A 23,744-nucleotide genomic window follows, 5' to 3' on the forward strand; every position below is an offset into this window, starting at 1 on the left:
CATTTTAATGGATTACATGTAATGACTATTAAATACAATTTACTCATCGCTGCCACGTTATTTGCAACATCCTCAGCAATGGCCGGTGACTTTTCACTAGGAGCGGGGGCTGTATTTAATGAGTCTCCTTACAAAGGCTATAACGAAAATACTACCGCAGTACCGTTAATTAGCTACGAAGGCGATAGCTTTTATGTTCGCCAGACCACGGGCGGATGGATCCTGTGGAAAGACGCAAAAAATGAACTCAGCCTGACCGCATCGTGGATGCCGCTGCATTTCGATCCTGATGACAACGACGACCATCAGATGAAAAAGCTTGATGAGCGTAAAGCCTCTGCCTTCCTCGGCGGCGCGTACTACCGCCACGAAAGCTGGGGTTCGCTGAAAGTGGCGGTCTCGGGCGATGCCACGGATGAAAGCGGCGGTATGATCGGCGAGGTTTCTTACTTCCGTCCAATCAGGATGGAACGCCTGACCCTGACGCCCTCTGTCGGTATTTTCTATAGCGACGAAAGCTATAACGACTACTACTATGGCGTATCCGGCATCGAGTCTCGCCGCTCAGGTCTGGATGAATACACCGCCGGTGACAGCTGGACGCCATACGTTGGCCTGGCGGCCAAATATCAGTTAACCCAGAAGCTGTATCTTAACGCCAGCGCGGTCTACTCCGTATTGCCTGACGACGTGAAGAACAGCCCGATGATCGACCGCGACGACAGCTTCGCGCTGATGACCGGCCTGACCTGGCGTTTCTGATGCGCTAAAGCCGGGTGGCGGCTTCGCCTTACCCGGCCTACATGGACTGCCATCGCAGTTTTACGTAGGCCCGTGCAAGCAAAGCGCCGCCGGGCATATTTGAGAGTACCGATCTCCCGTTTTCCCTTCCCGTCATGGCTTCCTCATTAATATTCCTGATACGCTAATGCGATCTGCGCCATCAATAAAGATGTGCATCATGTGTATCATGCTTAAAGAAAATCAAACCGGGCACTCTCGCCCGTATTTGGCGACAGGCGTTAATTAAGCACGGATATCAGGAGTCGTTATGTTTTATCCGGCTTACATTCGTTCTGACTTCGACGGTAGCGCCAGCGCCTTTTTCCCTGACGTTCCAGGCTGAGGCAGCACGTCGCGTGCTGCCTGAGTAAAAAATTAATTATATAGAGCTGCTGTCGCTTTCAGGATATCAGCAAATGAATAGATATCATCGACTGTCGTTATAGGATGACGCGTTTCGTTTTTTTCTATGTCGAAAAGTCCGATGTATTTTTGTGTACGATTAAAATGCAATCGGCAAAGGGGTTTGCGGTTGTTGTCATCTACAAGAATACCAAAGTAACTTTTGGTATCTCTGTGAGTTATACGGGGTGCCTCCAGTACTGCTCTGGTGATTGCTTTAACAATATGATATCCCTCGAGCTCCTCTAGCGTTGTAACCACATCACTTTCATCTTTATGTTCGTCTTCCTCAATCTGTGATGACTCATTTGGAGTATCGATGATCGCTGGGGTTATGCCCGTAATAGCTGACTTAAGTCGCTCATTAACCTGATCATTTATGTACTGGCTTGCAGCTTTTTTGGTCAAGTTAAAAAAAGACTCTCTGACTTTTTGAGTCAGAATCCCATCATAAACTCGGGATGCAAAAAATTTCACAAAGTCATCTTCAGGATTATTTAGCTGAGAATGCAGGATTTTTTTGATTTGGCTGACATATTTTAATTCACCAGCAGCATTGATAATTGATTCTAAATCAAACGAAGACTTAGTTAATTTTTTTAGCTCAGGTATTATATTTTCGTCAATATCAAGAAGATCTACTTCCAAAAATGGTTTTTCATCCATTTTATTGGGAGCATCCAGATCTGTAAAAAATTTATAATTTTGTCCATTGGTGAGGATTGAAATTCTGGCGTTTGTTACATGAAAATACCTGAATAACTGCGAGGCATGATTTATATTTAATGGTTCGCCAATTTTCTTACATTCAATAAGTATCTGAACGTCATTATTTTTCATTATAGCATAATCGATTTTTTCGCCCTTTTTTGTACCAACATCACAGACAAACTCAGGTGTTACCTCTGAAGGATCAAAAACATCATAACCCAGAACGTTATGAATGAATGGCATTACAAATGCAGTTTTTGTTGCTTCTTCAGTATTAATTACATCAAGTTGTTGTTTTATTTTATTTGATAAGGCATTTAATCTTTCTGTGAATTCCATGGGATGTCCTTATTTTTAGCTGTGTGTCTTTATGGAATAACACTAAAATGCATGTCAGACAATGGTATACCTGAGCTGAACTGCTGCAAAAAAACAATACCGAGGGTTAGATCACATTGTCTTTCAGTCGATGATAATCCGTGAACTCGGCATCACTGAGCTTGATAAAAATATTATATATCCATAAAGGTGACATTATTCTTGTTTATGTTTATCCACCCAAATCCGCATCTCTGCTACTCCCCTATTTGCCCAACTGAACCGGGGTATAAAGGTTAGCGTGCAGTGCTGGTGCTGGAGATGATTTTATAGCAGGTGTCGCTCTCTTCAGGGAATGGAGACAGCGTGGATCAAGCCGGTGCGGCGATGGCGTGGAAGGCGAAGCAGCTTATTCGCACGCAGTTTCATTTACCGCTTTCGACGTCGCAGCTGGCAAAAGCGTTGCACTGCAATGCCGATTACCTGGGGCGCGTATTTCGCCGGACTTTCCATTTAACCCTGACGGAGGCGATACATCGCCAGCGCGTCAGGGCAGTGGAAAAGCTGTTGCTGGATGGCTCTGCGTCGCTTACCTAAGTAGCAAACCGCTTTGGTTTTAATGACGTGGGCTATTTTCGGCAAATATTTTCAAAGCATACGGGCTTAACACCTGCCGTCTGGAAACGGCGGTATTGTAAAGCGCATAATAATTCCGGCTGAGCGCCTCCTGTTTGACCCATCACACCTTCGCTGAATCGGGCATTATGTAAGATGTGTGCAGTACCGGCTTTTAACGTGCGCGAGGCGTAACACATGAACCGATTTATCATGGCGGATGCGGAAAAATGCATTGGGTGCCGCACCTGCGAAGTGGCCTGCGCGGTGTCGCATCAGGACGGCGTCTCCGCTAATGCCTTTTCGCCCCGCCTTCGGGTGGTTAAGGGAAGTTCATACACTACGGCAGTGGGTTGCCATCAGTGCGAGGACGCGCCTTGTGCTAACGTCTGTCCAACCCATGCCATCAGCCGTACGGCGGGAGCCTGGCTCGTTGAGCAGACGCGCTGCATTGGGTGCAAAAGCTGTGTGGTGGCATGTCCGTTTGGGGCGATGCAGGTGCGCCTGGAGGGAAATAAGGCGCAGGCGCTGAAATGTGATTTATGCCTGCATCGCGAAGGCGGACCGGCCTGCGTGGAGGCCTGTCCAACCCACGCGTTGCGCTGCGTTGACCCTGCCAGGATTCGGGCTGAAAAGCTTACTGCATTTTATTGAAATTCCACGTAAACGTCAGACTGTAGCGCCAGTCCCTGTTGCGACTGTCTGTCGGAACATCCCCGACGGGTCGTGCCGCCTCCACCGTGACGCTATAGTGGCGCGTATCGCCTATCATCACCCCGGCAGCCACTGACCCGAGCCGTTGATGAGGCAAACCGGACGTGTTAAACCAGGTTTGCGCGGTATCGGCCAGGATATAGGGTTGGATGGTGGCAAGCCAGGTGCTCTCTTTTCGCATCTTGATATAGCGCAGTTCTACCTGCCCGCCGTAGCCGTAATCACCGCTTGCTTCACTGTCCTGATATCCACGGCCAAAGCGCTGGGCACCGAAGCTAACGCGTTCGGGCTCTGGCAACGTGTTATTTGACCAGTCTCCCTCCCAGGATGTTGATAGCCGCCATTTATCGGCAAACAGCCAGGCTGCGTCTAAAAAGCTTTTTGTGAGCGTAAAATTAATATCGGGTTTAGGCGCTGAGACGATATCGGCACCCATCGCATCAATACCCTGTCGTACGTTGAGTCTGCCGCTGATGCTGGCGGTTGTGAATTGATGTGCACCATTGATACCCACTTCCAGCGCCGGATAACGTGCGTGTTGGTTGACGGAGTCCAGACTGTAGGTTTTGCCCTGCAGTCTGGCCTGCAGGGCATAGTCATCCCGGCGGTCGGTATAATCAAAACCGCTGGTCAGATTAATTTGTGATTTTTGCGTCAGCAGCAATGGATAGCCAATCGTCACGCCGCCGTTGTATTGCGTGGTTTTTTGCTTCGAATCGACCTGAATATTATTGGGCAAAGTGAGCAGGGGGGAAAAATCCCGCGGATTTTCACGGTAATAGCTGCCTTTGATCTGCATCGTCAGCCCTTCATCGTTTAAAAACTGCTGCCAGTTCAGACCCACATAGTTTTTTCGCGTGTTGCTATCTAACGGTATAAGCGTAGCCACGCCAAGCTGATCGCCATAGCTTGTCAGGTTGCTGAGCGTTCCGTTCAGCATCATTAAATCTTGCCCTTTACGGGTGTCGATCGTGGAGGCGATATTCCAGCTCCGCTCCTCATTACCGGTTATCTGCATCGCCGCCGCGCCATAGATATTGGTTGGCAGCTGCGCGTTGGCCGTGACCGGAACGTTCGGGGTGCGGGTCATCAGCTGGCTATAGCGATCGAACGTATCCTGAGACAGCGGTTTTTCCGCCATGATTTTTTCTGACAAGCGTTTAAGGCGCGCGGCGATATTGGGGTTGTTACTGGTTATGTCGCTGTGCGCCACGTACCCTTCGACCAGGACAATTTTAATATTTCCCTGCTGGAAATTATTATCGGGCAGCCAGGCATAGGAGAGCGGAAAACCGTCGGCCTTGTAGCGCGCCGTAATATCATTTACCAGCCCCGTAAGCGTTTTTAGCGGCACGGTTTTTCCGGCGTAAGGCCTGAAGGGGTTAAGTAATTCCTGCAAGGGATAACGCGTGCCGCCAATAAACTGAATGTGATGAATGGTAATGGGCGTTTCAGGCGTCAGCGTTGACTGCGGTTTTTCTATTTTGACTTTCGGCTGTGGGACGGTCTCAGTCTGTTCTGGGGCAACGTTACGAGAAACTTGCGCCGGGTTATCAGGGTTAATAATAGAGGGCAGTGTATCGGCGCGGGCCATGCTCAACACAACCAGCCCCGTCAGCGAAAAAAGGAAATGGTTTTTCATCGCGCTATCCCTGTTCATCATTCCCGGTTAGGGGGAGTGTCGCTGTACGAAGCGCCCCTGAAGCAGGGGCGCAGAAAGGCAATAACCGTTTTACTGTTTTGGCGTCAGTAGACCGGTGGTTAACGTGTTGTTGTGCTGGCGGTAACGCCCGACGTCAGGGTATTGAGGGTTGTATTGACCGTCGCACCCAGGCTGTTGTTCGTGGCCGCCACATTTGCATTAGCTGTGAGAGAGCCTGATCCTCCTCCGGTCGTCGAGGTGGCGGGTTTCACTAGCGTACCGGTATCCGTCACCGTCTGGCCGACGTTTTGAACGACCTGACCTACGCCGCTAAGCCCGCTATTACTGCTGCTAACGTTGGTACCTACGCCGCTCACGGTGTTTCCTACCTGCGTCAGCAGGCCGTTGACCGGAGTACCCAGACCTGTTGTGGTGCCCACGCTTTGCGTCACGCCTTGTACTCCGCCCAGCGTCTTGTTCACCACAGTCGTCGTATCGGTTGTTACCTGAGCTACCGCAGGGCTACTGACCGTGTTGGTTAAACCTGTGCCGGTGTTACTGACTAACTGCCCGGTACTGTTTACCACGCTGCCCGTCAGGCCTGTTACGCCGCTAACCGGTGTTCCCGATGTCGAACTTGCCAGGCCCGTGCCTACCGTAGAGACGGTATTGCCCAAGGAGGTGACCGACGTGGTCACGCCCTGAACCGTCGTACCAACACCGTTCGCGTTGCCCGGATCGCCAATGCCGGAGGTGACGCCCGTCCCCACGGTAGAAACGGCGCTGCCAACACCGCTGACGGTGGTTGAAACGGTTGATGTAACAGGATTATTTGTCGGGATCTGGCTTCCCAGGCTGTCCACCGTAGAGCCGACGCTGGTTACCGTTTTACCGGCATCACCCAGCACAGTATTCACGCCTGCAGTGGTTGTGCCGCCACTGCCCGTTCCGGTTCCTCCGCTGCCGTTACCTCCGGTTCCCGTTCCTGAGCCTGAGCCCGAGCCTGTCCCTGAACCTGAGCCAGATCCGTTACTGCCTGAACCACCATTGTTAGCCGTTGTGCCACTTCCATCACCCGAGCCGGTATTACTTCCGGTTGCAGGGTTATTTTTGGCTGTTGAGTGAGATCCGCCACCGCTTCCACTGCAGGCAGAAAGAGAGAACGCGAGCAGTACCGCAGCAGCAATTACGCTGATGCGACTAGCATTATTAGGTAGCATAAAAATACTCCACGCAATAGAACGCCGAGCGGCGTATTAGTGAGTATATGCAGTATTTTAAAAATGCACACAGACTCGCTTCGAGGATATTTTTTACCAGCGTTGTTTGTTTTAAATCTTGTATAACAATGAGTTAATTAATTTATTATTTAACGTCTACTTAATTATTTTTGAATTACTATAGTGCCATTAAAACAACAGGAATTATCCTAAATAATCCCTTTAAATAATAGGGGAATAAAGCTGAAGGATATATCCTTTATAAAATATATAGATCACGGTAAAAATAAGGCTCTTCATCCGAAGAGCCTTAATATTTAACAATTGCCTTCGCGCCAGGCTTTTTCAATTTCTTCGGCGAGAATTTTTACACCCGCTTCGATTTTTTCCGGATCGGGTACGTAGTTCATGCGCATGCACTGGTGCGTATGCGGCCACGGCTTATCCAGTCCCGGGAAGAAATAATCGCCCGGTACCATCAGAACGCCGCGCTTTTTCAGGCGCTGGTAGAGCAGTTCGGTGGTGACAGGCAAATCCTTAAACCACAACCACAGGAAAATTGCTCCTTCAGGTTTGTGGATCAGGCAGCGTTCTTCCGGCAAATAGCGGCGAAGTATCGCAATCGTCTCCTGAACGCGCTGGTAATAGAATGGCTTGATCACGTCATTCGACAGACGCAGCAGGTCGTTGCGCTTAATCATTTCACACATCATCGCCGGGCCAATGCCGCCCGGTGAAAGGCTGATAATGCCGTTCATATTGGTAATGGCGGTGATGATTTTCTCGTTGGCGATGATGATGCCGCAGCGGCTGCCCGGCAGACCCAGCTTAGAGAGGCTCATGCACAGGACAATGTTCGGGTTCCACAGCGGACGTGCTTCGCTGAAGATAATGCCCGGGAACGGCACGCCGTAGGCGTTATCGATCACCAGCGGAATACCGTGCTGATTCGCCAGCGCATCCAGTTTCATCAGTTCGTCGTCGGTGATCACGTTGCCCGTTGGGTTAGTCGGGCGCGATACGCAGATCATTCCCGTCTCTTCACCAATATGCAGGTGTTCAAAATCGACGTGATATTTGAACTGGCCTTCCGGCAGCAGCTCGATGTTCGGGCGCGCGGAGACGAACAGATCCTCTTCCAGGCCGGAATCGGTGTAGCCGATATACTCTGGTGCCAGCGGGAACAGCACTTTTTTGGTGGTGCCGTCGGCGCGACGCCCTGCGAACAGGTTAAACAAGTAGAAAAACGCGCTCTGACTGCCGTTTGTCAGTGCAATATTCTGTGGTTCGATATCCCAACCCAGCTCGTCACGCAGCATTTCGGCGAGGAGTGCCAGCAGTTCGGTTTTACCCTGCGGGCCGTCGTAATTGCAAAGCGCATCGGTTGCTTTGCCGCTTTCCAGCATCTGAGCGAGCAGCGTCTGGAAATAGGTATTCATCTCCGGGATTTGAGCCGGGTTTCCGCCGCCGAGCATGATTGCGCCCGGTGTGCGCAGCCCGTCGTTGAGATCCTCCATCAGGCGAGTAATGCCTGAATGGCGGGTAAATTTGTCGCCGAAAAGTGAAAACGTCATAGCAGGTGATCTGTCGAGCTTATTTTGAAAGTGGGTAACCATAACGCTAGCACCGTGCTGGTGCAAATCGGGTGATGTGGTCGGATTTGTTGTTTTATAGGGCGGAAGTGTATTTGTGTAGCGAATAGTTCTGGTGGGTTTCCCTCACCCCGACCCTCTCCCAAAAGGGAGAGGGGGAAAAGACGGCGCCGTGCGGTTTCCTCTCCCCTGCGGGGAGAGGGTTAGGGTGAGGGGGTGAATTATTGATTACCTGCCCATACCACCATCACCTTATCGCCATTATGCTCGCGCACGAAGCCATATCCCTCTTTCAGCGACAGCGTGGTTTGTTTGCCTTCACCAATCGCCGGGTGGCGGGCGCGGAACTGGCCCAGCGTTTGCCAGTGGGCGACGGTTAGGGCCTGCTTGCCCGTGACGTCCTGCCAGTTCATATCTGACCGGGTGCCCTGCAGCGGGTCAGAACCTGTCGGACCGAACGGACGCTCGGATTCATCACCGTAATAGATTTGTACGCTGCCGGGTGCCAGCAGAAGCAGCTCCGCCGCGCGCTGGCCCCCTTCGCGGAACAGACGCGTATCGTGTGATGAGAGATAGCTCAGCACGTTGAAGCTTTGCAGCTTTTCCGCCATCTGCTGCCAGGTGAGATCCATATCGGCCAGACAATCCACCGCTTTTGCCGCCTGCTCCTGATAGTCAAAGTTGATCATCGCATCAAAACCGTGGCGGTAATAATCGCTTTGCATCACCCCGTGGCCCCAGGATTCCCCGGTCATCCAGAACGGTGCGTTGTCGAGCTTTTTGTCCGGGTTCGCCCCTTTCCAGGCGGCCAGCGCCTGGCTTGCCTGGTCTTTCAGCTGTTGCCAGGCCGCAAGCTCAACGTGTTTCGCCGTATCCACCCGGAAACCGTCGATGCCGTAGTCACGTACCCACTGGCTGAGCCAGTGGGTCAGATAATCGCGCGGGGTATATCCCGGGATGGCCTTCGCGTGGGTGTCGGGCTTGTGTTGGAAAAAGTTAGGCAATCCGGAAGGCGTCATGGATTCCGTTTTCAAATCCGGCAGAAATGCCAGCGACATGGTCAAATCGTCGAAGCCGGGGTTGTCGTAATCGCCGATGTCCGTGCGGATCCATTTCTTGCCCCACCATTTTTCCCATGCGGCTTTGTCGCTGAAGTTGATGTAGTCGTTAAAGCTGTGCCAGCTTTGGCCCGCGCCCGGCTTCCAGTCCGTCCAGCGTTCTCCCAGCGTCTTTTTCAGCTCATCACCCTGAAGGTACAGGGCACCAAACTGAAATTCCTGCATGTCTGCCAGCGTGGCATAGCCAACGTGGTTCATGACGATATCGAACAGAACGCGGATCCCGCGCTTGTGCGCTTCGTCGACAAGATGGCGTAAATCATCTTCGGTTCCCATGTTGGCGTCGAGCTTCGTCCAGTCCTGGGTGTAGTAGCCGTGATAGGCGTAATGCGGGAAATCCCCTTTTGTGCCACCGCCTACCCAGCCGTGGATCTGCTCAAGCGGAGAGCTTATCCAGAGCGCGTTCACCCCCAGCTGCTGTAAATAATCGAGCTTGCCGGCAAGTCCTTTGAGATCCCCGCCGTGGAAGGTGCCAATCTCCTGCATACCGTCTTTATGACGACCGTAGCTGTTGTCGTTGCCCGGGTCACCATTCACATAACGGTCGGTCAGCACAAAATAGACGGTGGCGTTTTGCCAGCTAAACGGCGCAGGCTTGTCGGTTTCGGCGCGCTCAAGCAGCAGCAGGCCGTTACTGTGGGCGGCTGGCTGCAGGGTGATTTTTCCATTCTGCACCGTCGCCGTCTGTTTACTGTAGTAGTCGCGCACGACGGAGCCTTCCGGGAAGGTACTGCTGACGTCCAGCGTCAGCGGTTTACCGTCCCACTTCGGACACTGGCGGATGACGTTTGCAACCGGCTGTTCTGCGGCACTCTGAATCGTCAGCAGCAGGGTGGGCGTGCCGGAGCGGGTATCAATCCGCATCTGGTAGTCACCGTCGCGAAAAAGGCGCCACTGCGGCGGCGTGCCGTCACAGGGCTTGAGCGACAGCATCTCATTGAGTTTTATCGCGTCCGCAGGCTGCCAGCACGTCTTGTCAAAACTCAGCGTCAGAGGACGCGTACCCTTCGCAAGCTTTGCCTGGCTGGTGAAGACCCCGGTGCCTTCGGCGCTAAATGCGCTAAACCCCGGCGATGACCAGTCGGCATGCGCCAGTGCGGGTAACATCAGAAAGGCTAATGCGGTACGTTTCATTCCTTTTTCCTGTCGCGGCATTTTTGACCAGTGTGCCATCAGGCGAGGGGCAAAAACTCATCCCCTGCCGCTTTCTGCCGGGAGGAAGCGTGAGGATGAGTGATCTCGCGCAAAATTAGGTAGTTATCTGCGATAGCGCACACAGTTTTTGTGGAATGATGTTTTTATGAGCAAGTTTCAGGTGACATAGTTTCGGAATTGGACTATTTCTATACGTGCTCTTGAAGTCTATTTTTGATATGATTTGAGATTCCGCTCTCAAATTTGTGAAAAAAATAAGGTGTTGGGATGATTACATCCGACCAGGAGACCTAATGATATCGACTCCCATTCGACGATATGGGGCTGCGATACTCATGTTACTCACCACGGCATTTTCGGGTGAGGTGCTTGCGAAGACGCACACGGATACAACGAGTAAGAAAGCCCACGTAATAAAAACGACTAGTAGTAAGGTTAGCAGTAAACAAGAGTATTCTCGCAATAGTGCAAAGAGTAGTTCACTTCCTGATTTGCGAAAATACCCTTCCGGAACACCAAGGAAAAAAGCGTTTCTCCGGACGGTAATGCCTTACATCACGAGTCAAAATGCTGCGATTACTGCGGATCGTAACTGGCTGATTTCCAAACAGTACGATAGCCGCTGGTCGCCGTCAGAGCGCGCGCGTCTGAAAGATATCACGAAGCGCTACAAGCTGAGCTGGAACGGTAACACCCGTCGTGTGCCGTGGAATGCTCTCCTTGAGCGTGTGGATATCATCCCGGGCAGCATGGTTGCGACCATGGCTGCTGCCGAAAGCGGCTGGGGGACTTCTAAGCTTGCGCGTAGCAACAACAACCTTTTCGGCATGAAATGTGTGAAAGGTCGTTGTAATAATGCCCCTGGCAAGGTGAAAGGCTATTCGCAGTTTGAATCTGTGAAAGATTCCGTCAGCGCCTACGTGGTGAATCTGAACACGCACCCGGCCTACTCATCGTTCCGTAAATCACGCGCTCAGCTGCGTAAAGCGGACCAGGAAGTGACGGCCAGTACGATGATCCACAAGCTGAAAGGTTATTCGACAAAGGGACAGAGCTATAACAACTATCTGTTCGCCATGTACCAGGATAACCAGCGTTTAATCGCCGCCCATATGTAATCTAAAAAAACGCCTTCCACTGGAAGGCGTTTTCTTTTCTATATCAGCACCTCGCTGTAGCGATCCCGATACTCCTTCGGCGTGGTCTCATACTCCTTGCGAAACACGGAATAGAAATATTGCAGAGACGGGTAACCGCACATCTGCGAGATTTCGTTGATCGACAGCGACGTGGAAATGAGCAGGCTGCGTGCTTTCTCCAGCTTTTCAGCATGGATGACGGCATGAATGGTTTCGCCCACCTCTTCTTTAAAACGCTTCTCCAGATTCGAACGCGAAATGCCCACCGAATCCAGCACCTGATCGACCTTTATCCCTTTGCAGGCGTGGTTGCGAATGTAGTGCATGGCCTGAATGACGGCCGGGTCGCTTAAGGAGCGATAATCGGTTGAGCGACGTTCCACGACGCGGACAGGAGGCACGAGCAAACGCTGAAGCGGCAGAGATTCTTTATCGAGCAGACGATGCAGCAGCTTCGCCGCCTGATAGCCCATCTGACGCGTGCCCTGAGCAACGGAGGAGAGCGCCACGCGAGACAGATAGCGGGTCAGTTCTTCGTTATCAATGCCAATCACGCACAGCTTTTCGGGCACAGGAATGTGTAAATGTTCGCAGACCTGCAGCACGTGCCGCGCGCGAGCGTCCGTCACGGCGATAATACCGGTTTGCGGCGGCAGCGTTTGCAGCCAGTCCGCCAGGCGGTTTTGCGCGTGCTGCCAGTTTTCCGGCGCGGTCTCCAGCCCCTGATAGACCACGCCACGGTATTTTTCCTGCGCGACCAGCTGGCAAAACGCGTGCTCTCGTTCGACGGCCCAGCGCTTGCCGCTGGTGGCCGGTAACCCATAAAACGCGAAGCGATGGACGCCTTTCTCTTTTAAATGAAGAAAGGCGGCCTCGACCAGGGCATGGTTATCGGTGGCAATATAGTGGACCGGCGGATAGTGTTCGGGCGCATGATAGGAGCCGCCGACGCCCACAATCGGGACGTCGACGTCGGTCAGCAGCTGTTCGATGACGGGATCGTCATAATCGGCGATGACGCCATCGCCCAGCCAGTCTTTAATGTTCTCCAGACGGGTGCGAAAATCTTCTTCAATAAAAATATCCCATTCGGATTGCGACGCCTGCAAATATTCACCAACGCCTTCCACCACCTGACGGTCGTAGGCCTTATTGGCATTGAATAACAACGTAATGCGGTGACGCTTTTCAAACATGGCTCACTTCCCAATTAAGTCACAATACGGTTATCAGGCCCGTCGCTTGGTGGCCGAATCCATCCAGACTGCCAGTAAAAGAATGGCCCCCTTGACGATATACTGCCAAAACGTCGGGACGTCCATCATACTCATCCCGTTATCCAACGACGCCATGATAAATGCCCCCATGACCGCGCCCGCCACGCTCCCGATACCCCCTGCGAGGCTGGTGCCGCCAATGACGCAGGCGGCGATAGCATCCAGCTCGGCGATGTTACCGGCGGAGGGCGAGCCGGCGCCCAGACGCGAGCTGAGGATCAACCCGGCGATAGCGACCATCAGGCCGTTAATGGCGAAAACTGCCAGCTTGGTACGTTCGACATTGATACCTGAGAGGCGGGCAGCTTCAAGGTTGCCGCCTATGGCATAAATACGGCGGCCAAACGCGGTGCGCGTCGCCATAAACATACCGGCCAGCAGTAAAAGCGCCAGCAGCAGGACGGGGGTCGGGACACCGCGATAGTCGTTTAAAAGCCAGATGGCGCCCAGCACAATGACCGCCGTGAGCGCCTGACGCCCCACTACCGACGTTGACGCTGGAGAAGCCAGCCCCAGCGCCTGACGACGCATGCGTCCACGCCACTGCCACGCGACAAACCCCAGCAATCCCACCACACCGAGGGTAAAGCCCACGCTATCCGAGAGGTAACTCTGGCCAATCTGCGACATGGCTGCACTGGTCGGGGAGACGGTGGTGCCGTTGGTGATGCCGATTAAGATCCCGCGAAAGGCCAGCATCCCCGCCAGGGTGACAATGAACGATGGCACCTTACGGTAGGCAACCCACCAGCCGTTCCAGGCTCCCAGTACCAGACCCAGCACCAGCGTGACCGCCACGGTCAGCGGCAACGGCCAGCCGAGCCAGACGTCAAAAATCGCCGCCACGCCGCCGAGTAGGCCCATCATCGACCCGACCGACAGGTCGATCTCCGCGGAGATAATCACGAACACCATGCCCACGGCCAGAATGCCGGTGATGGCGGTCTGGCGGAGCAGGTTGGAGACGTTACGCGCGCTTAAGTACGAGCCATCGGTCATCCAGGTAAAGAACAGCATGATGACGATAATGGCCGCGATCATCACGAAAACCTGCAGGTTAAGCGCTTTTAGCCCCGCGAATGCACCGGGCGTCGGAACAGCGACTTTGATATCAGACGGATTGCTTTTCGACATGACGTTCGCTCCTTAAAGCGGCTTCCATCACCTGCTCCTGCGTCAGGTTCTGGTTAATCAGGTTGGCTTTCAGTTTTCCCTCGTGCATGACCAGCACGCGGTCGCTCAGGCCGAGCACTTCGGGTAATTCAGACGAAATGACAATGACGGCAATCCCTTGCTGTACAAGCTGATTAATCAGTTTGTAGATTTCATATTTGGCACCGATATCAATCCCGCGCGTTGGCTCATCAAGGATTAATATGCGTGGATTGAGAAGCAGGCAGCGCGCCAGAATCGCCTTCTGCTGGTTTCCCCCGCTCAGACGGCCAATCGCCAGCTCCGGCGAGGAGGTTTTGACCTTCAGCCGGGCAAGCGACTGGAGGATGCACTGCTGCTCGGCGGCGTCGTCCAGGCTGCTCAGCGCGCCGGAGAACCGATCGAGTGCCGCAAGCGTAATGTTTTTACCCACCGCCATCACCGGTACGATGCCGTCTTTCTTACGATCTTCCGGCACCATGGCAATACCGTGGGCAATCGCCTGCTGGCAGTTGTCGATTTTCACCGGCTGGCCGTCGATATAAACCGTGCCCTCCCAGCGCCCCGGCCACACGCCAAACAGGCACTGTACGGCTTCGGTGCGCCCGGCACCGACGAGGCCGGCAATCCCAAGAATTTCACCGCTGTGAAGAGAAAACGAGACGTTATTGACGCGCTTGATGTGGCGGTTAACGGGGTGCCACGCGGTCAAGTTTTCCACGCGCAGCACTTCATCGCCCTTAGCGTGAGGCTCATTCGGGTAGAGCGCCGTCAGCTCGCGGCCCACCATCATGGTGATGATGTCATCTTCGCTCATCCCGGCGGCTTCACGTGTGCCGATGTGCTGCCCGTCGCGGATCACGCAGATGGTGTCCGAAATGGCTTTGACCTCGTTCAGCTTGTGCGAAATGTAGACACAGGCGATGCCGTGGTTTTGCAGATCGCGGATGATGTTGAGCAGAACCGCGGTTTCCTGTTCGGTAAGCGAGGCCGTTGGCTCATCAAGGATCAGCAGCCTGACCTGTTTATTTAGCGCCTTCGCTATTTCGACCAGCTGCTGTTGACCCAGGCCCAGATCCCCCACGCGGGTATCCGGTGAAATGTTGAGGCTCACCTGCGCCAGCAGCTTTTCGCAGCGGAGCGTCATGGTGTCGTAATCCAGCACGCCGCGGTGGGAAATTTCGGCCCCGAGGAAGATGTTCTCCAGCACGGTGAGATGCTTCACCAGCGCCAGCTCCTGGTGGATGATGGCGATGCCTTTGCGTTCGGTATCGCGGATGTGTGTCGCCTGAATCACTTCACCGGCAAAGACGATTTCGCCTTCGTAGCTGCCGTGTGGGTAGATCCCGCACAGCACTTTCATCAGCGTCGACTTGCCCGAGCCGTTCTCGCCGCACAGTGAAACCACTTCGCCGGGGTTCAACCGGAGGCTAACGTTATCGACGGCTTTCACCGTGCCGAAGCGCTTGGTGATGCTTTTCATTTCAAGTAAATAGGGCATAACCGCTCCACATAACCCGAGGGAAGAACAGTACAACGTGATGCGCCCCCGCAGAGCAGGGGCCGCGCCGGATTACAGTTCGCTCTTCTTGTGGAAACCGTCTTTAACCACGGTGGCGTCAATGTTCTCTTTATTGACTTCAATCGGCATGAGCAGGCGAGCCGGAACGTCTTTCAGGCCGTTATTCAGCGTTGCGTCTGCTTTAGGTTGTTTGCCATTGCCCAGCTCCACGGCGATTTCCGCCGCCGTATTGGCCAGCTGGGTAATCGGTTTGTAGACCGTCATGGTTTGGGTGCCTGCGATAATGCGTTTTACGCCAGCGAGATCGGCATCCTGTCCTGAAATGGCGACTTTTCCGGCCAGCCCCTGTGCGCTCAGGGCCTGGATAGCACCACCTGCAGTGGCATCGTTGGAGGCCACAACCGCATCAATTTTGTTGTTGTTGGCCGTCAGCGCGTTTTCCATAATTTTCAGCGCGTTTTCTGGCAGCCAGCCGTCGGCCCACTGATCGCCAACCACTTTAATTTTCCCGTTGTCGATGTACGGTTTAAGGACTTTCATTTGCCCTTCGCGGAACAGTTTGGCGTTGTTATCTACCGGAGAGCCACCCATCAGGAAATAATTGCCCTGAGGCACTTTGTCGATCAGGCTTTGCGCCTGTAATTCCCCGACTTTTTCATTGTCGAAAGAAATATAATAATCAATATCCGCATTATTAATCATGCGGTCATAGGCCAGGACTTTTATGCCTTCCTGTTTGGCTTCTTTCACCACGTTACTTAATACCTGGCCGTTATAGGGGATAATGACCAGAACATCGACGCCACGGTTGATCATATTCTCAATCTGCGACATTTGTGTTTCTTCGTTGCCGTTAGCCGACTGAACAAACACGCTTGCGCCGAGAGATTCTGCTTTCTTCACAAAAATATCGCGATCTTTTTGCCAGCGTTCCAGGCGCAGGTCGTCAATCGCCATGCCAATTTTGACCTCTTTGGCATGTCCTGCAAAGCTTGCAAGGAGAAGCGTAGTGCAGAGCGTTAGAGTCAGGTTCTTTATCTTCATAATTATTAGGCCTTTTTGTAGGGGTATGTGTTGCTGAGATAAAAGAAACATTCACTGCTGAGACGCAGCAAATTTTTAACGCGGAAAGGCGGGCTGGCAATTACAGATTTTTATCTTCTCATTATGATATTTGGTTTATTTCTGAATTTATGACCGCGATCGGATTTTAAAATACGTAACGTCTTAATTACATTTGATTCTGGAATACGCGCCGAAAAATAGTTTGTCTGCGCATTATTTTGCGAGCCAGCGCACAGTTGTGCATTCTCTCAATAGCAGTGTGAAATAACGTAATTGAGCAACCCAAAATGTCTATTCACTATTACTCCTGTATCAACGACTCGCCGCATACCCTGATTATGGAGCTCAATATGCAAGCTTATTTCGACCAACTCGATCGTGTTCGTTACGAAGGCCCAAAAACGACCAATCCTTTAGCATTTCGTCACTACAACCCGGATGAGCTGGTGCTGGGTAAGCGCATGGAAGATCATCTGCGCTTTGCCGCCTGTTACTGGCATACCTTCTGCTGGAATGGCGCCGATATGTTCGGCGTGGGTTCCTTTGACCGCCCGTGGCAGCAGCCGGGTGAGGCCATTGAGCTGGCAAAGCGCAAAGCCGATGTGGCGTTTGAGTTCTTCCACAAGCTAAACGTGCCGTACTACTGCTTCCATGACGTGGACGTGTCGCCAGAAGGCGCGTCGCTGAAAGAGTATCTGAATAATTTTGCGCAGATGGTGGATGTACTGGCGGCGAAACAGCAGCAAAGTGGCGTGAAGCTGCTCTGGGGCACGGCAAACTGCTTCACCAACCCACGCTACGGCGCGGGCGCGGCAACCAATCCGGATCCGGAAGTGTTTAGCTGGGCAGCCACGCAGGTGGTGACGGCAATGAACGCTACGCATCAACTGGGTGGCGAGAACTATGTTCTGTGGGGGGGCCGTGAAGGCTATGAAACCCTGCTCAACACCGACCTGCGCCAGGAGCGCGAACAAATTGGCCGCTTTATGCAGATGGTTGTCGACCATAAGCACAAAATCGGCTTCCGCGGCACGCTGCTGATCGAGCCGAAGCCGCAGGAACCAACCAAGCACCAGTACGACTACGACGTGGCGACGGTGTATGGCTTCCTGAAGCAGTTCGGTCTGGAAAAAGAGATTAAAGTGAACATTGAGGCCAACCACGCCACGCTGGCGGGCCACTCTTTCCATCACGAGATCGCGTCTGCGATTGCGCTGGGTATCTTCGGCTCTGTCGATGCGAACCGCGGCGATGCACAGCTGGGCTGGGACACCGACCAGTTCCCGAACAGCGTGGAAGAGAATGCGCTGGTGATGTATGAAATCATCAAAGCGGGCGGTTTCACCACCGGCGGCCTGAACTTTGACGCCAAGGTGCGTCGTCAGAGCACTGACAAATACGATCTGTTCTACGGCCACATTGGCGCGATGGACACCATGGCGCTGGCGCTGAAAGTGGCGGCTCGAATGATTGAAGACGGCGAGCTGGATAAACGCGTAGCGAAGCGTTACAGCGGCTGGAACAGTGAGCTGGGCCAGCAAATTTTGAAAGGGCAGTTATCACTTGCGGAAATCGCGAAGTACGCTGAACAACATCAGCTGGCGCCGCAGCACCAGAGCGGGCATCAGGAACTGCTGGAAAATCTCGTAAACCACTATCTGTTTGATAAGTGATTGAGCTGAAGATGCACGTAGGCCCGGTAAGCGTTAGCGCCACCGGGCATTTCTGTTAAAGGAGTCACCGTAATGTATATCGGGATCGATCTTGGCACATCGGGTGTGAAAGCCATCCTGTTGAGCGAGCAGGGCGACGTGTTAGCAACGCAGACGGAAACGCTGCAGGTTTCACGTCCGCATCCGCTGTGGTCGGAACAGGATCCGGAACAGTGGTGGCAGGCGACGGACCGCGCAATCAAAGCCTTAGGTGAGCAGCACAGCCTTCGTGACGTGAAAGCGCTGGGAATTGCCGGACAAATGCACGGCGCTACGCTGCTCGACAGCCAGCATCGCGTGCTGCGTCCAGCGATCCTCTGGAACGATGGCCGCTGTGCGGAAGAGTGCGCGCTTCTTGAGGAACGCGTGCCCAATTCCCGGGAGATTACCGGCAACCTGATGATGCCCGGCTTTACTGCGCCCAAATTGCTGTGGGTGCAGCGCCACGAACCGGAGATTTTCCGTCAGGTGGCGAAAGTCCTGCTGCCGAAAGACTATCTGCGTTTTCGCATAACGGGCGATTTCGCCAGCGACATGTCGGATGCCGCGGGCACCATGTGGCTCGACGTGGCGAAGCGCGACTGGAGCGAGGCGATGCTGGATGCCTGCCATCTGACCCGGGAACATATGCCCGCGCTGTACGAAGGCTGTGAGGTGACAGGCGCGCTGCTGCCAGCCGTTGCTGAGCGCTGGAATATGCCTGCCGTACCGGTGGTGGCCGGGGGCGGCGATAACGCGGCGGGCGCTGTCGGTGTCGGCATGGTTGAGGCGGGCCAGGCAATGCTGTCGCTGGGAACGTCCGGCGTCTATTTTGCCGTCAGCGACGGGTATCGCAGTAATCCTGAAAGCGCTGTGCACAGTTTCTGTCATGCCCTTCCCGGGAAATGGCATTTGATGTCGGTGATGCTCAGCGCGGCATCCTGCCTGGACTGGGCGGCAAAACTCACCGGCATGGCCGACGTTCCGGCGCTCATTTCCACAGCCCAGCAGGCGGATGACGCTGCGGGTACCGTCTGGTTTTTACCGTATCTTTCCGGCGAGCGTACGCCGCACAACAACCCGGAAGCGAAAGGGGTGTTCTTTGGCTTAACCCATCAACATGGCCCGGCAGAACTGGCGCGTGCGGTTCTGGAAGGCGTGGGCTATGCGCTGGCCGACGGGATGGACGTGGTGCACGACTGCGGCCTGAAACCGACGAGCGTCACCCTGATTGGCGGCGGTGCGCGAAGCCCTTACTGGCGACAGATGCTGTCTGATATCAGCGGGTTGCAGCTGGATTTCCGCACCGGGGGGGACGTCGGGCCCGCGCTCGGTGCCGCGCGTCTGGCGCAGATAGCCATTCATCCGGAACAACCGCTTTCGCAACTGTTGCCGCAGCTTACGCTTGAACAGGCGCATTTGCCTGACGCGGCGCGCCATGCGCGGTACGCGGAGAGGCGCGACGTGTTCCGCAAAATCTACCAACAGCTGCTGCCGCTGATGTCGTAAATACGCTTGTCCGGGAGAGGCACGAGGATGTCCTTTTTTGGTCTGTGCGTGCCTTCATTTCCTTGCCAGTATGGTGTCACACCCACTGGCGAGGAGAACCATCATGTCACGCATTGCATTAATCAACATCGATACTCAGCAGTCATTCCATCACCGCAATTACTGGCAGGAGGACGAAATTCCTGCCTTTCAGCAGGCGATGCTGGGGCTGATTGAAGGCTGTCAGGCGCACAATATTCCGGTCGTTGATATTTTTCACGTGGATGAAGACGGTCCTTTCACCCTCGAAAGCGGCTATGTCAAACCGATGGCCTTTTTACGTCATCAGCCGGATGTGGTTTTCCAGAAACACGTCCATAATGCCTTCACGGATACCGGGCTTGACCGCTGGCTGCGCGAGCGTGATATCAACCAGCTGATTATCTGCGGCATTCGCACTGAACAATGTTGTGAAACCACCGCCCGGGTGGCATCCGATCTGGGTTATGCTGTGACCTTTGTTAGTGAGGCAACGCTGACGTTTCCCATGACGTACAAGGGGATAACCCTTAGCGCAGCGGAAATTCGCCATCGTACCGAGACGGTACTTTCCGGGCGTTTTGCCGAGATTAAAACGGTAGCGGAGACGCTGGAGTCACTGTAATGCGCATCGACGTCTGGTTCGTGATGTTGCCCGGGGTGCTGTCATTAGACATGACCGGCCCGGCAGAAACCTTTGTGCTGGCAGGAGACGCGTTTCGCCTGCATTACATTGGCCCGCAGCCTGACGTTCAGACGTCGATTGGCCTGACGATGAGCGGCATTCAGCCGCTGCCGGAGCGTCTGCCGGAAGGTAGTCTGCTGGTGCTGCCGGGTGTGAGCGACTCCCGCAGTCAGTTCTCAACGCCACAGGCGCAGCAGATCCAGCACTGGCTGATGCGCCTGCAGCCGCAGATCCAGCGCCAGGAAATCACCGTGTTGTGCGTCTGTTCAGGGGCCTTACTGGCGGCGAAATCGGACCTGCTGAACAACCGACAGTGCACGACCCATCATGACGTTATTAGCCGTTTACGCACCGCGGCCCCCACGGCGACGATTAAAGAAAACCGCATATTTGTGCAGGATGAGAATATCTGGACCAGCGCGGGGATCACGTCAGGCATCGACCTGGCGCTGCACATGATTAACCGCCTGTGCGGCCCCGAAAAGGCGCTGACCGTGGCGCGTGAGATGGTGGTCTGGTTCCGCCGTTCCGGTGACGATCCCCAGCTCTCTCCGTGGCTACGCTATCGCAATCATCTTCACCCGGCGATTCATCGGGCGCAAGATGCGCTCACTGCCGAGCCGCAAAAAACGTGGAGCTTGCCTGACATTGCCGCACTGGCGCACGTCAGCCCGCGTCATCTCACCCGGCTTTTCCAGTCACATTTAGGGATTAGCGTTCGCGATTATCTGGAACAGCTGCGTCTGGCGGTGGCGGAGCAGTGGCTATTGCAGGGGCGCGGCGTGGAGCAGGCTTCACTGGCGGCGGGGTTTTCCTCCCCTCGCCAGTACCATCGCGCCCGGCAGCGAAGCATTAGCTGACGAAGCGGCGAACGTCTATTTTTTGCAGCAGCATCGACAGCAGCAGGCTGATCGCCAGCGTGGCGGCAAAAATCCAGACGATATCCAGCACCGGCCAGCTTTTTAGCTCAACGCCTCTCGTGCGCAGCGCGTGGATCACCAGCGCGTGAAAACCGTAAATCCCGAGAGAGTGCCGCGAGATAATACTCAGCACGGGAAGGGCGCGCGTGTTCAGGGTATTTTTGGCAAGCGTGAGCAGCGAAACGGCACAGATAAAGACCATCGGCCCGCAATAGAGATACCAGGTATCGGCAAAATTGCCGCGCCACTGCAATTCGTGCAGCGTCCCGCGTGAAATCACTGCCACGCCAGCGATAAACAGCGCCCCGCAGAGCCAGTTCAGCCCGCGTTTTTGCGTGTCCATCATCCCGATGGCGCGCCCCAGCATGCCGTAAAGCACGTAGTAAAAAGTATCGCCGTTGATATAGAGATTGACCGGCAGCCACTCAAATCCGTCGATTTTCTGTGAGAGCGTATTCGGGTTGGCGACAATGCCGATAACCACCATCAGGGCCAGCAGCATTTTACCGCTGACGTTTTTTACCTGGATGAGCGGGGAGACCAGATAGATAACGATAATGGCGAAGAAGAACCACAGGTGATAGAACACCGGTTTTTGCAGCACGTATTTCAGCGATAGCCCGGCGTTAATGGAGGTGAACAGCGTGATATAGAGCAGGGCAACGGCGCTGTAGAACCCCAGGCAGGCCGCGATGCGGATGAAGTGCCGCGGCTGCGCGCTACGCTCGCCAAAAAAGAGAAAGCCGGAAATCATAAAGAACAGCGGCACGCTGACGCGTGACGCAGAGTTGAGAATATTGGCGATATCCCAGTTAACGGGGCTGATGCTGTGGGCATTCGTGACGTACCAGGTCGTCGTGTGGATCATGAGCACCATCAGACACGCTATTCCTCGCAGGTTATCAATCCAGTTAATTTTTGACTGCATCAGTTCCTCGTATTCCCTGTAAATTGAGTGTGACTGCCATTGTCCAAAAGTCTTCGCTTGGAAAAGTCTGAGTTTTATTCAGCAGGCTTGTAGGGAGGCCGCGAGATTCGCAGAATGCCGGACCGTAATCTATAAAAGCTTTGATACTAAAAATAACAGCCACTGACCAGGGCGGTAATAAAAATGATGATGAAGCGTGTGGCGTCACTCTTTCTGCTGTTGAGCCTGGCGGGATGCAGCGCGCCGCAAGAAGCACCTGTGCAGAAAGCGCAGCAGGGTAAAATGAGCCCGGAACGTTCACTGAATATGGAAGCGCTCTGTAAAGATCGGGCCGCTCGCCGCTATAACTCGGACGTACAGAAAATTGATGTCACCGGGTTTGAGCGTTTTCAGGGAAGCTATGAGCTGCGGGGACATACGTCGCGCAAAGAGGGCTTTGTCTGCTCGTTTGATGCGGACGGTCAGTTTTTACACCTCTCCATGCGCTAGCCTGCTCGTATAATCAACAGCCAGACGCCGTCAGCGTTCTGGCCGGAAGGCTTATTTCCCCAATTTTCCCTAAACAACCCCGTTTCGTACTGTATATCTTGCAGCCAGCGGGTATACTGGTCCCTTCCATTTAAAACCACACGTATCCAGCACGAAATACTATGCAAAAGTTTGATACCAAGACCTTCCAGGGCCTGATCCTGACCTTACAGGATTACTGGGCTCGTCAGGGCTGTACCATTGTTCAACCTTTGGACATGGAAGTCGGCGCCGGCACTTCACACCCGATGACCAGCCTGCGCGCGTTGGGGCCAGAGCCAATGGCGACCGCGTATGTGCAGCCTTCCCGTCGTCCGACCGATGGTCGTTACGGTGAGAACCCGAACCGTCTGCAGCATTACTATCAGTTCCAGGTGGTGATTAAGCCATCACCAGACAACATTCAGGAACTGTACCTCGGGTCGCTGAAAGAGCTGGGTATGGATCCAACCATTCACGACATTCGTTTCGTGGAAGATAACTGGGAAAACCCAACGCTGGGTGCCTGGGGTCTGGGTTGGGAAGTGTGGCTGAACGGCATGGAAGTGACCCAGTTCACTTACTTCCAGCAGGTTGGCGGTCTGGAATGTAAGCCGATCACCGGTGAAATCACCTACGGTCTGGAACGTCTGGCGATGTACATTCAGGGCGTAGACAGCGTTTACGACCTGGTCTGGAGCGACGGGCCGCTGGGTAAAACCACCTACGGCGACGTGTTCCATCAGAACGAAGTGGAGCAATCCACCTATAACTTCGAATACGCGGACGTGGACTTCCTGTTCACCTGCTTCGAGCAGTATGAGAAAGAAGCGCAGCAGCTGCTGGCGCTGGAAACACCGCTGCCGCTGCCTGCCTACGAGCGTATTCTGAAGGCCGCCCACAGCTTCAACCTGCTGGACGCCCGCAAAGCCATCTCCGTGACTGAACGTCAGCGCTACATTCTGCGTATTCGTACCCTGACCAAAGCCGTTGCAGAAGCTTACTATGCGTCCCGTGAAGCCCTTGGCTTCCCGATGTGCAACCGAAACAAATAAGAGGCG

19 protein-coding genes and 3 pseudogenes are annotated in these 23,744 nt (G+C 54.0%); 11 read left to right on the forward strand and 11 right to left on the reverse strand.

Going from position 1 to position 23,744, the window contains the following annotated elements:
- The first annotated feature begins 21 nt into the window (after nt 1-21).
- Nucleotides 22-762, forward strand: a complete 741-nt coding sequence (locus HCH49_RS19010) for a MipA/OmpV family protein (protein ID WP_221703228.1) — start codon at nt 22-24, stop codon at nt 760-762.
- 289 nt (nt 763-1,051) lie between these two features.
- Nucleotides 1,052-1,123 (forward strand): annotated as a pseudogene (locus HCH49_RS22270) (type II toxin-antitoxin system HicB family antitoxin); the annotation flags it as partial.
- Nucleotides 1,124-1,158: 35 nt separating this feature from the next.
- On the opposite strand, the gene HCH49_RS19015 reads toward HCH49_RS22270, so the two are convergent.
- The gene (locus HCH49_RS19015; protein WP_033147017.1) at nt 1,159-2,235 is read right to left on the reverse strand and encodes a type I restriction endonuclease; all 1,077 of its coding nucleotides are present in this window, start codon (nt 2,233-2,235) and stop codon (nt 1,159-1,161) included.
- A 195-nt stretch (nt 2,236-2,430) separates the two neighbouring features.
- Nucleotides 2,431-2,532, reverse strand: a pseudogene (locus HCH49_RS22275) (hypothetical protein); the annotation flags it as partial.
- A gap of 48 nt (nt 2,533-2,580) precedes the next feature.
- Here HCH49_RS22275 and HCH49_RS19020 point away from each other — a divergent pair.
- Together HCH49_RS19020 and HCH49_RS19025 are read left to right on the forward strand one after the other, a co-directional pair.
- Nucleotides 2,581-2,934, forward strand: a pseudogene (locus HCH49_RS19020) (helix-turn-helix domain-containing protein); the annotation flags it as partial.
- A gap of 93 nt (nt 2,935-3,027) precedes the next feature.
- On the forward strand, nt 3,028-3,483 hold the full coding sequence (locus HCH49_RS19025) for a 4Fe-4S dicluster domain-containing protein (RefSeq protein WP_033147016.1): 456 nt from the start codon (nt 3,028-3,030) through the stop codon (nt 3,481-3,483).
- Here HCH49_RS19025 and HCH49_RS19030 read toward each other — a convergent pair.
- The 4 genes from HCH49_RS19030 to HCH49_RS19045 all read right to left on the reverse strand — a co-directional run bounded on the left by HCH49_RS19030 (nt 3,467) and on the right by HCH49_RS19045 (nt 10,249).
- Nucleotides 3,467-5,185 carry a ShlB/FhaC/HecB family hemolysin secretion/activation protein gene (locus HCH49_RS19030; protein ID WP_214539010.1) on the reverse strand — a complete coding sequence of 573 codons (1,719 nt, stop codon included), beginning with the start codon at nt 5,183-5,185 and terminating at the stop codon, nt 3,467-3,469. The genes HCH49_RS19025 and HCH49_RS19030 overlap by 17 nt on opposite strands.
- Before the next feature lie 119 nt (nt 5,186-5,304).
- Nucleotides 5,305-6,102: a collagen-like triple helix repeat-containing protein gene (locus HCH49_RS19035; RefSeq protein ID WP_223862643.1), complete on the reverse strand. Its 798-nt coding sequence runs from the start codon at nt 6,100-6,102 to the stop codon at nt 5,305-5,307.
- 620 nt (nt 6,103-6,722) lie between these two features.
- Nucleotides 6,723-7,979 (reverse strand): valine--pyruvate transaminase, encoded by a 1,257-nt coding sequence (gene avtA, locus HCH49_RS19040; RefSeq protein WP_221703229.1) that lies wholly within the window; start codon nt 7,977-7,979, stop codon nt 6,723-6,725.
- A 239-nt stretch (nt 7,980-8,218) separates the two neighbouring features.
- A complete protein-coding gene (locus HCH49_RS19045; RefSeq protein WP_221703230.1) occupies nt 8,219-10,249 on the reverse strand; it encodes an alpha-amylase in 2,031 nt (676 codons plus the stop codon).
- Nucleotides 10,250-10,563: 314 nt separating this feature from the next.
- Here HCH49_RS19045 and HCH49_RS19050 point away from each other — a divergent pair, with 314 nt between their 5' ends.
- Nucleotides 10,564-11,388, forward strand: a complete 825-nt coding sequence (locus tag HCH49_RS19050) for a protein bax (RefSeq protein WP_032661838.1) — start codon at nt 10,564-10,566, stop codon at nt 11,386-11,388.
- A gap of 38 nt (nt 11,389-11,426) precedes the next feature.
- Here HCH49_RS19050 and xylR read toward each other — a convergent pair whose 3' ends face one another.
- The 4 genes from xylR to xylF form a co-directional block, all read right to left on the reverse strand.
- The gene (xylR, locus tag HCH49_RS19055; RefSeq protein ID WP_213788129.1) at nt 11,427-12,605 is read right to left on the reverse strand and encodes a D-xylose utilization transcriptional activator XylR; all 1,179 of its coding nucleotides are present in this window, start codon (nt 12,603-12,605) and stop codon (nt 11,427-11,429) included.
- Nucleotides 12,606-12,638: 33 nt separating this feature from the next.
- Complete coding sequence (gene xylH, locus HCH49_RS19060; RefSeq protein ID WP_039261156.1) at nt 12,639-13,820, reverse strand: xylose ABC transporter permease XylH; 1,182 nt, start codon at nt 13,818-13,820, stop codon at nt 12,639-12,641.
- Entirely contained in the window at nt 13,798-15,339 is a 1,542-nt protein-coding gene (locus HCH49_RS19065) for a xylose ABC transporter ATP-binding protein (RefSeq protein ID WP_221703231.1), read from the reverse strand. The genes xylH and HCH49_RS19065 overlap by 23 nt, the downstream gene beginning before the upstream one ends.
- 72 nt (nt 15,340-15,411) lie before the next feature.
- Nucleotides 15,412-16,404 carry a D-xylose ABC transporter substrate-binding protein gene (gene xylF / locus HCH49_RS19070; RefSeq protein WP_221703232.1) on the reverse strand — a complete coding sequence of 331 codons (993 nt, stop codon included), beginning with the start codon at nt 16,402-16,404 and terminating at the stop codon, nt 15,412-15,414.
- Nucleotides 16,405-16,775: 371 nt separating this feature from the next.
- Between xylF and xylA the strand changes: the two genes are divergently transcribed.
- The 4 genes from xylA (at nt 16,776) to HCH49_RS19090 (ending at nt 21,188) form a co-directional block, all read left to right on the forward strand.
- On the forward strand, nt 16,776-18,098 hold the full coding sequence (gene xylA, locus HCH49_RS19075; RefSeq protein ID WP_123138914.1) for a xylose isomerase: 1,323 nt from the start codon (nt 16,776-16,778) through the stop codon (nt 18,096-18,098).
- Nucleotides 18,099-18,170: 72 nt separating this feature from the next.
- Nucleotides 18,171-19,625, forward strand: a complete 1,455-nt coding sequence (xylB, locus tag HCH49_RS19080) for a xylulokinase (protein WP_221703233.1) — start codon at nt 18,171-18,173, stop codon at nt 19,623-19,625.
- A gap of 103 nt (nt 19,626-19,728) precedes the next feature.
- Nucleotides 19,729-20,268 carry an isochorismatase family protein gene (locus tag HCH49_RS19085; RefSeq protein ID WP_094935101.1) on the forward strand — a complete coding sequence of 180 codons (540 nt, stop codon included), beginning with the start codon at nt 19,729-19,731 and terminating at the stop codon, nt 20,266-20,268.
- On the forward strand, nt 20,268-21,188 hold the full coding sequence (locus HCH49_RS19090; RefSeq protein ID WP_221703235.1) for a GlxA family transcriptional regulator: 921 nt from the start codon (nt 20,268-20,270) through the stop codon (nt 21,186-21,188). The genes HCH49_RS19085 and HCH49_RS19090 overlap by 1 nt, the downstream gene beginning before the upstream one ends.
- Here the strand turns inward: HCH49_RS19090 and HCH49_RS19095 are convergent.
- Nucleotides 21,181-22,176, reverse strand: coding sequence for an acyltransferase (locus HCH49_RS19095; RefSeq protein ID WP_221703236.1), 996 nt, complete (start codon nt 22,174-22,176; stop codon nt 21,181-21,183). The two genes, HCH49_RS19090 and HCH49_RS19095, sit on opposite strands and share 8 nt — an antisense overlap.
- Nucleotides 22,177-22,359: 183 nt before the next feature.
- On the opposite strand from HCH49_RS19095, the gene HCH49_RS19100 reads away from it, so the two are divergent.
- Nucleotides 22,360-22,665 carry a YsaB family lipoprotein gene (locus tag HCH49_RS19100; RefSeq protein ID WP_033147005.1) on the forward strand — a complete coding sequence of 102 codons (306 nt, stop codon included), beginning with the start codon at nt 22,360-22,362 and terminating at the stop codon, nt 22,663-22,665.
- A gap of 161 nt (nt 22,666-22,826) precedes the next feature.
- A complete protein-coding gene (glyQ, locus tag HCH49_RS19105; protein WP_003860141.1) occupies nt 22,827-23,738 on the forward strand; it encodes a glycine--tRNA ligase subunit alpha in 912 nt (303 codons plus the stop codon).
- Nucleotides 23,739-23,744 lie beyond the last annotated feature (6 nt).

Origin of the sequence: Enterobacter sp. Y17 (genome assembly GCF_019730495.1) — a bacterium.
Taxonomy (GTDB): domain Bacteria; phylum Pseudomonadota; class Gammaproteobacteria; order Enterobacterales; family Enterobacteriaceae; genus Enterobacter; species Enterobacter asburiae_B.

Bases quoted from the DNA above. Each gene is read 5' to 3' on its own strand.
- HCH49_RS19090 (WP_221703235.1), top strand. From the start codon at position 20,268: ATGCGCATCGACGTCTGGTTCGTGATGTTGCCCGGGGTGCTGTCATTA.
- xylF (WP_221703232.1), bottom strand. From the start codon at position 16,404: ATGAAGATAAAGAACCTGACTCTAACGCTCTGCACTACGCTTCTCCTT.
- HCH49_RS19010 (WP_221703228.1), top strand. From the start codon at position 22: ATGACTATTAAATACAATTTACTCATCGCTGCCACGTTATTTGCAACA.
- HCH49_RS19030 (WP_214539010.1), bottom strand. From the start codon at position 5,185: ATGAAAAACCATTTCCTTTTTTCGCTGACGGGGCTGGTTGTGTTGAGC.
- HCH49_RS19085 (WP_094935101.1), top strand. From the start codon at position 19,729: ATGTCACGCATTGCATTAATCAACATCGATACTCAGCAGTCATTCCAT.
- HCH49_RS19015 (WP_033147017.1), bottom strand. From the start codon at position 2,235: ATGGAATTCACAGAAAGATTAAATGCCTTATCAAATAAAATAAAACAA.
- xylR (WP_213788129.1), bottom strand. From the start codon at position 12,605: ATGTTTGAAAAGCGTCACCGCATTACGTTGTTATTCAATGCCAATAAG.
- HCH49_RS19025 (WP_033147016.1), top strand. From the start codon at position 3,028: ATGAACCGATTTATCATGGCGGATGCGGAAAAATGCATTGGGTGCCGC.
- glyQ (WP_003860141.1), top strand. From the start codon at position 22,827: ATGCAAAAGTTTGATACCAAGACCTTCCAGGGCCTGATCCTGACCTTA.
- HCH49_RS19100 (WP_033147005.1), top strand. From the start codon at position 22,360: ATGATGATGAAGCGTGTGGCGTCACTCTTTCTGCTGTTGAGCCTGGCG.
- HCH49_RS19095 (WP_221703236.1), bottom strand. From the start codon at position 22,176: ATGCAGTCAAAAATTAACTGGATTGATAACCTGCGAGGAATAGCGTGT.
- xylA (WP_123138914.1), top strand. From the start codon at position 16,776: ATGCAAGCTTATTTCGACCAACTCGATCGTGTTCGTTACGAAGGCCCA.
- avtA (WP_221703229.1), bottom strand. From the start codon at position 7,979: ATGACGTTTTCACTTTTCGGCGACAAATTTACCCGCCATTCAGGCATT.
- xylB (WP_221703233.1), top strand. From the start codon at position 18,171: ATGTATATCGGGATCGATCTTGGCACATCGGGTGTGAAAGCCATCCTG.
- HCH49_RS19050 (WP_032661838.1), top strand. From the start codon at position 10,564: ATGATATCGACTCCCATTCGACGATATGGGGCTGCGATACTCATGTTA.
- HCH49_RS19065 (WP_221703231.1), bottom strand. From the start codon at position 15,339: ATGCCCTATTTACTTGAAATGAAAAGCATCACCAAGCGCTTCGGCACG.
- HCH49_RS19045 (WP_221703230.1), bottom strand. From the start codon at position 10,249: ATGAAACGTACCGCATTAGCCTTTCTGATGTTACCCGCACTGGCGCAT.
- xylH (WP_039261156.1), bottom strand. From the start codon at position 13,820: ATGTCGAAAAGCAATCCGTCTGATATCAAAGTCGCTGTTCCGACGCCC.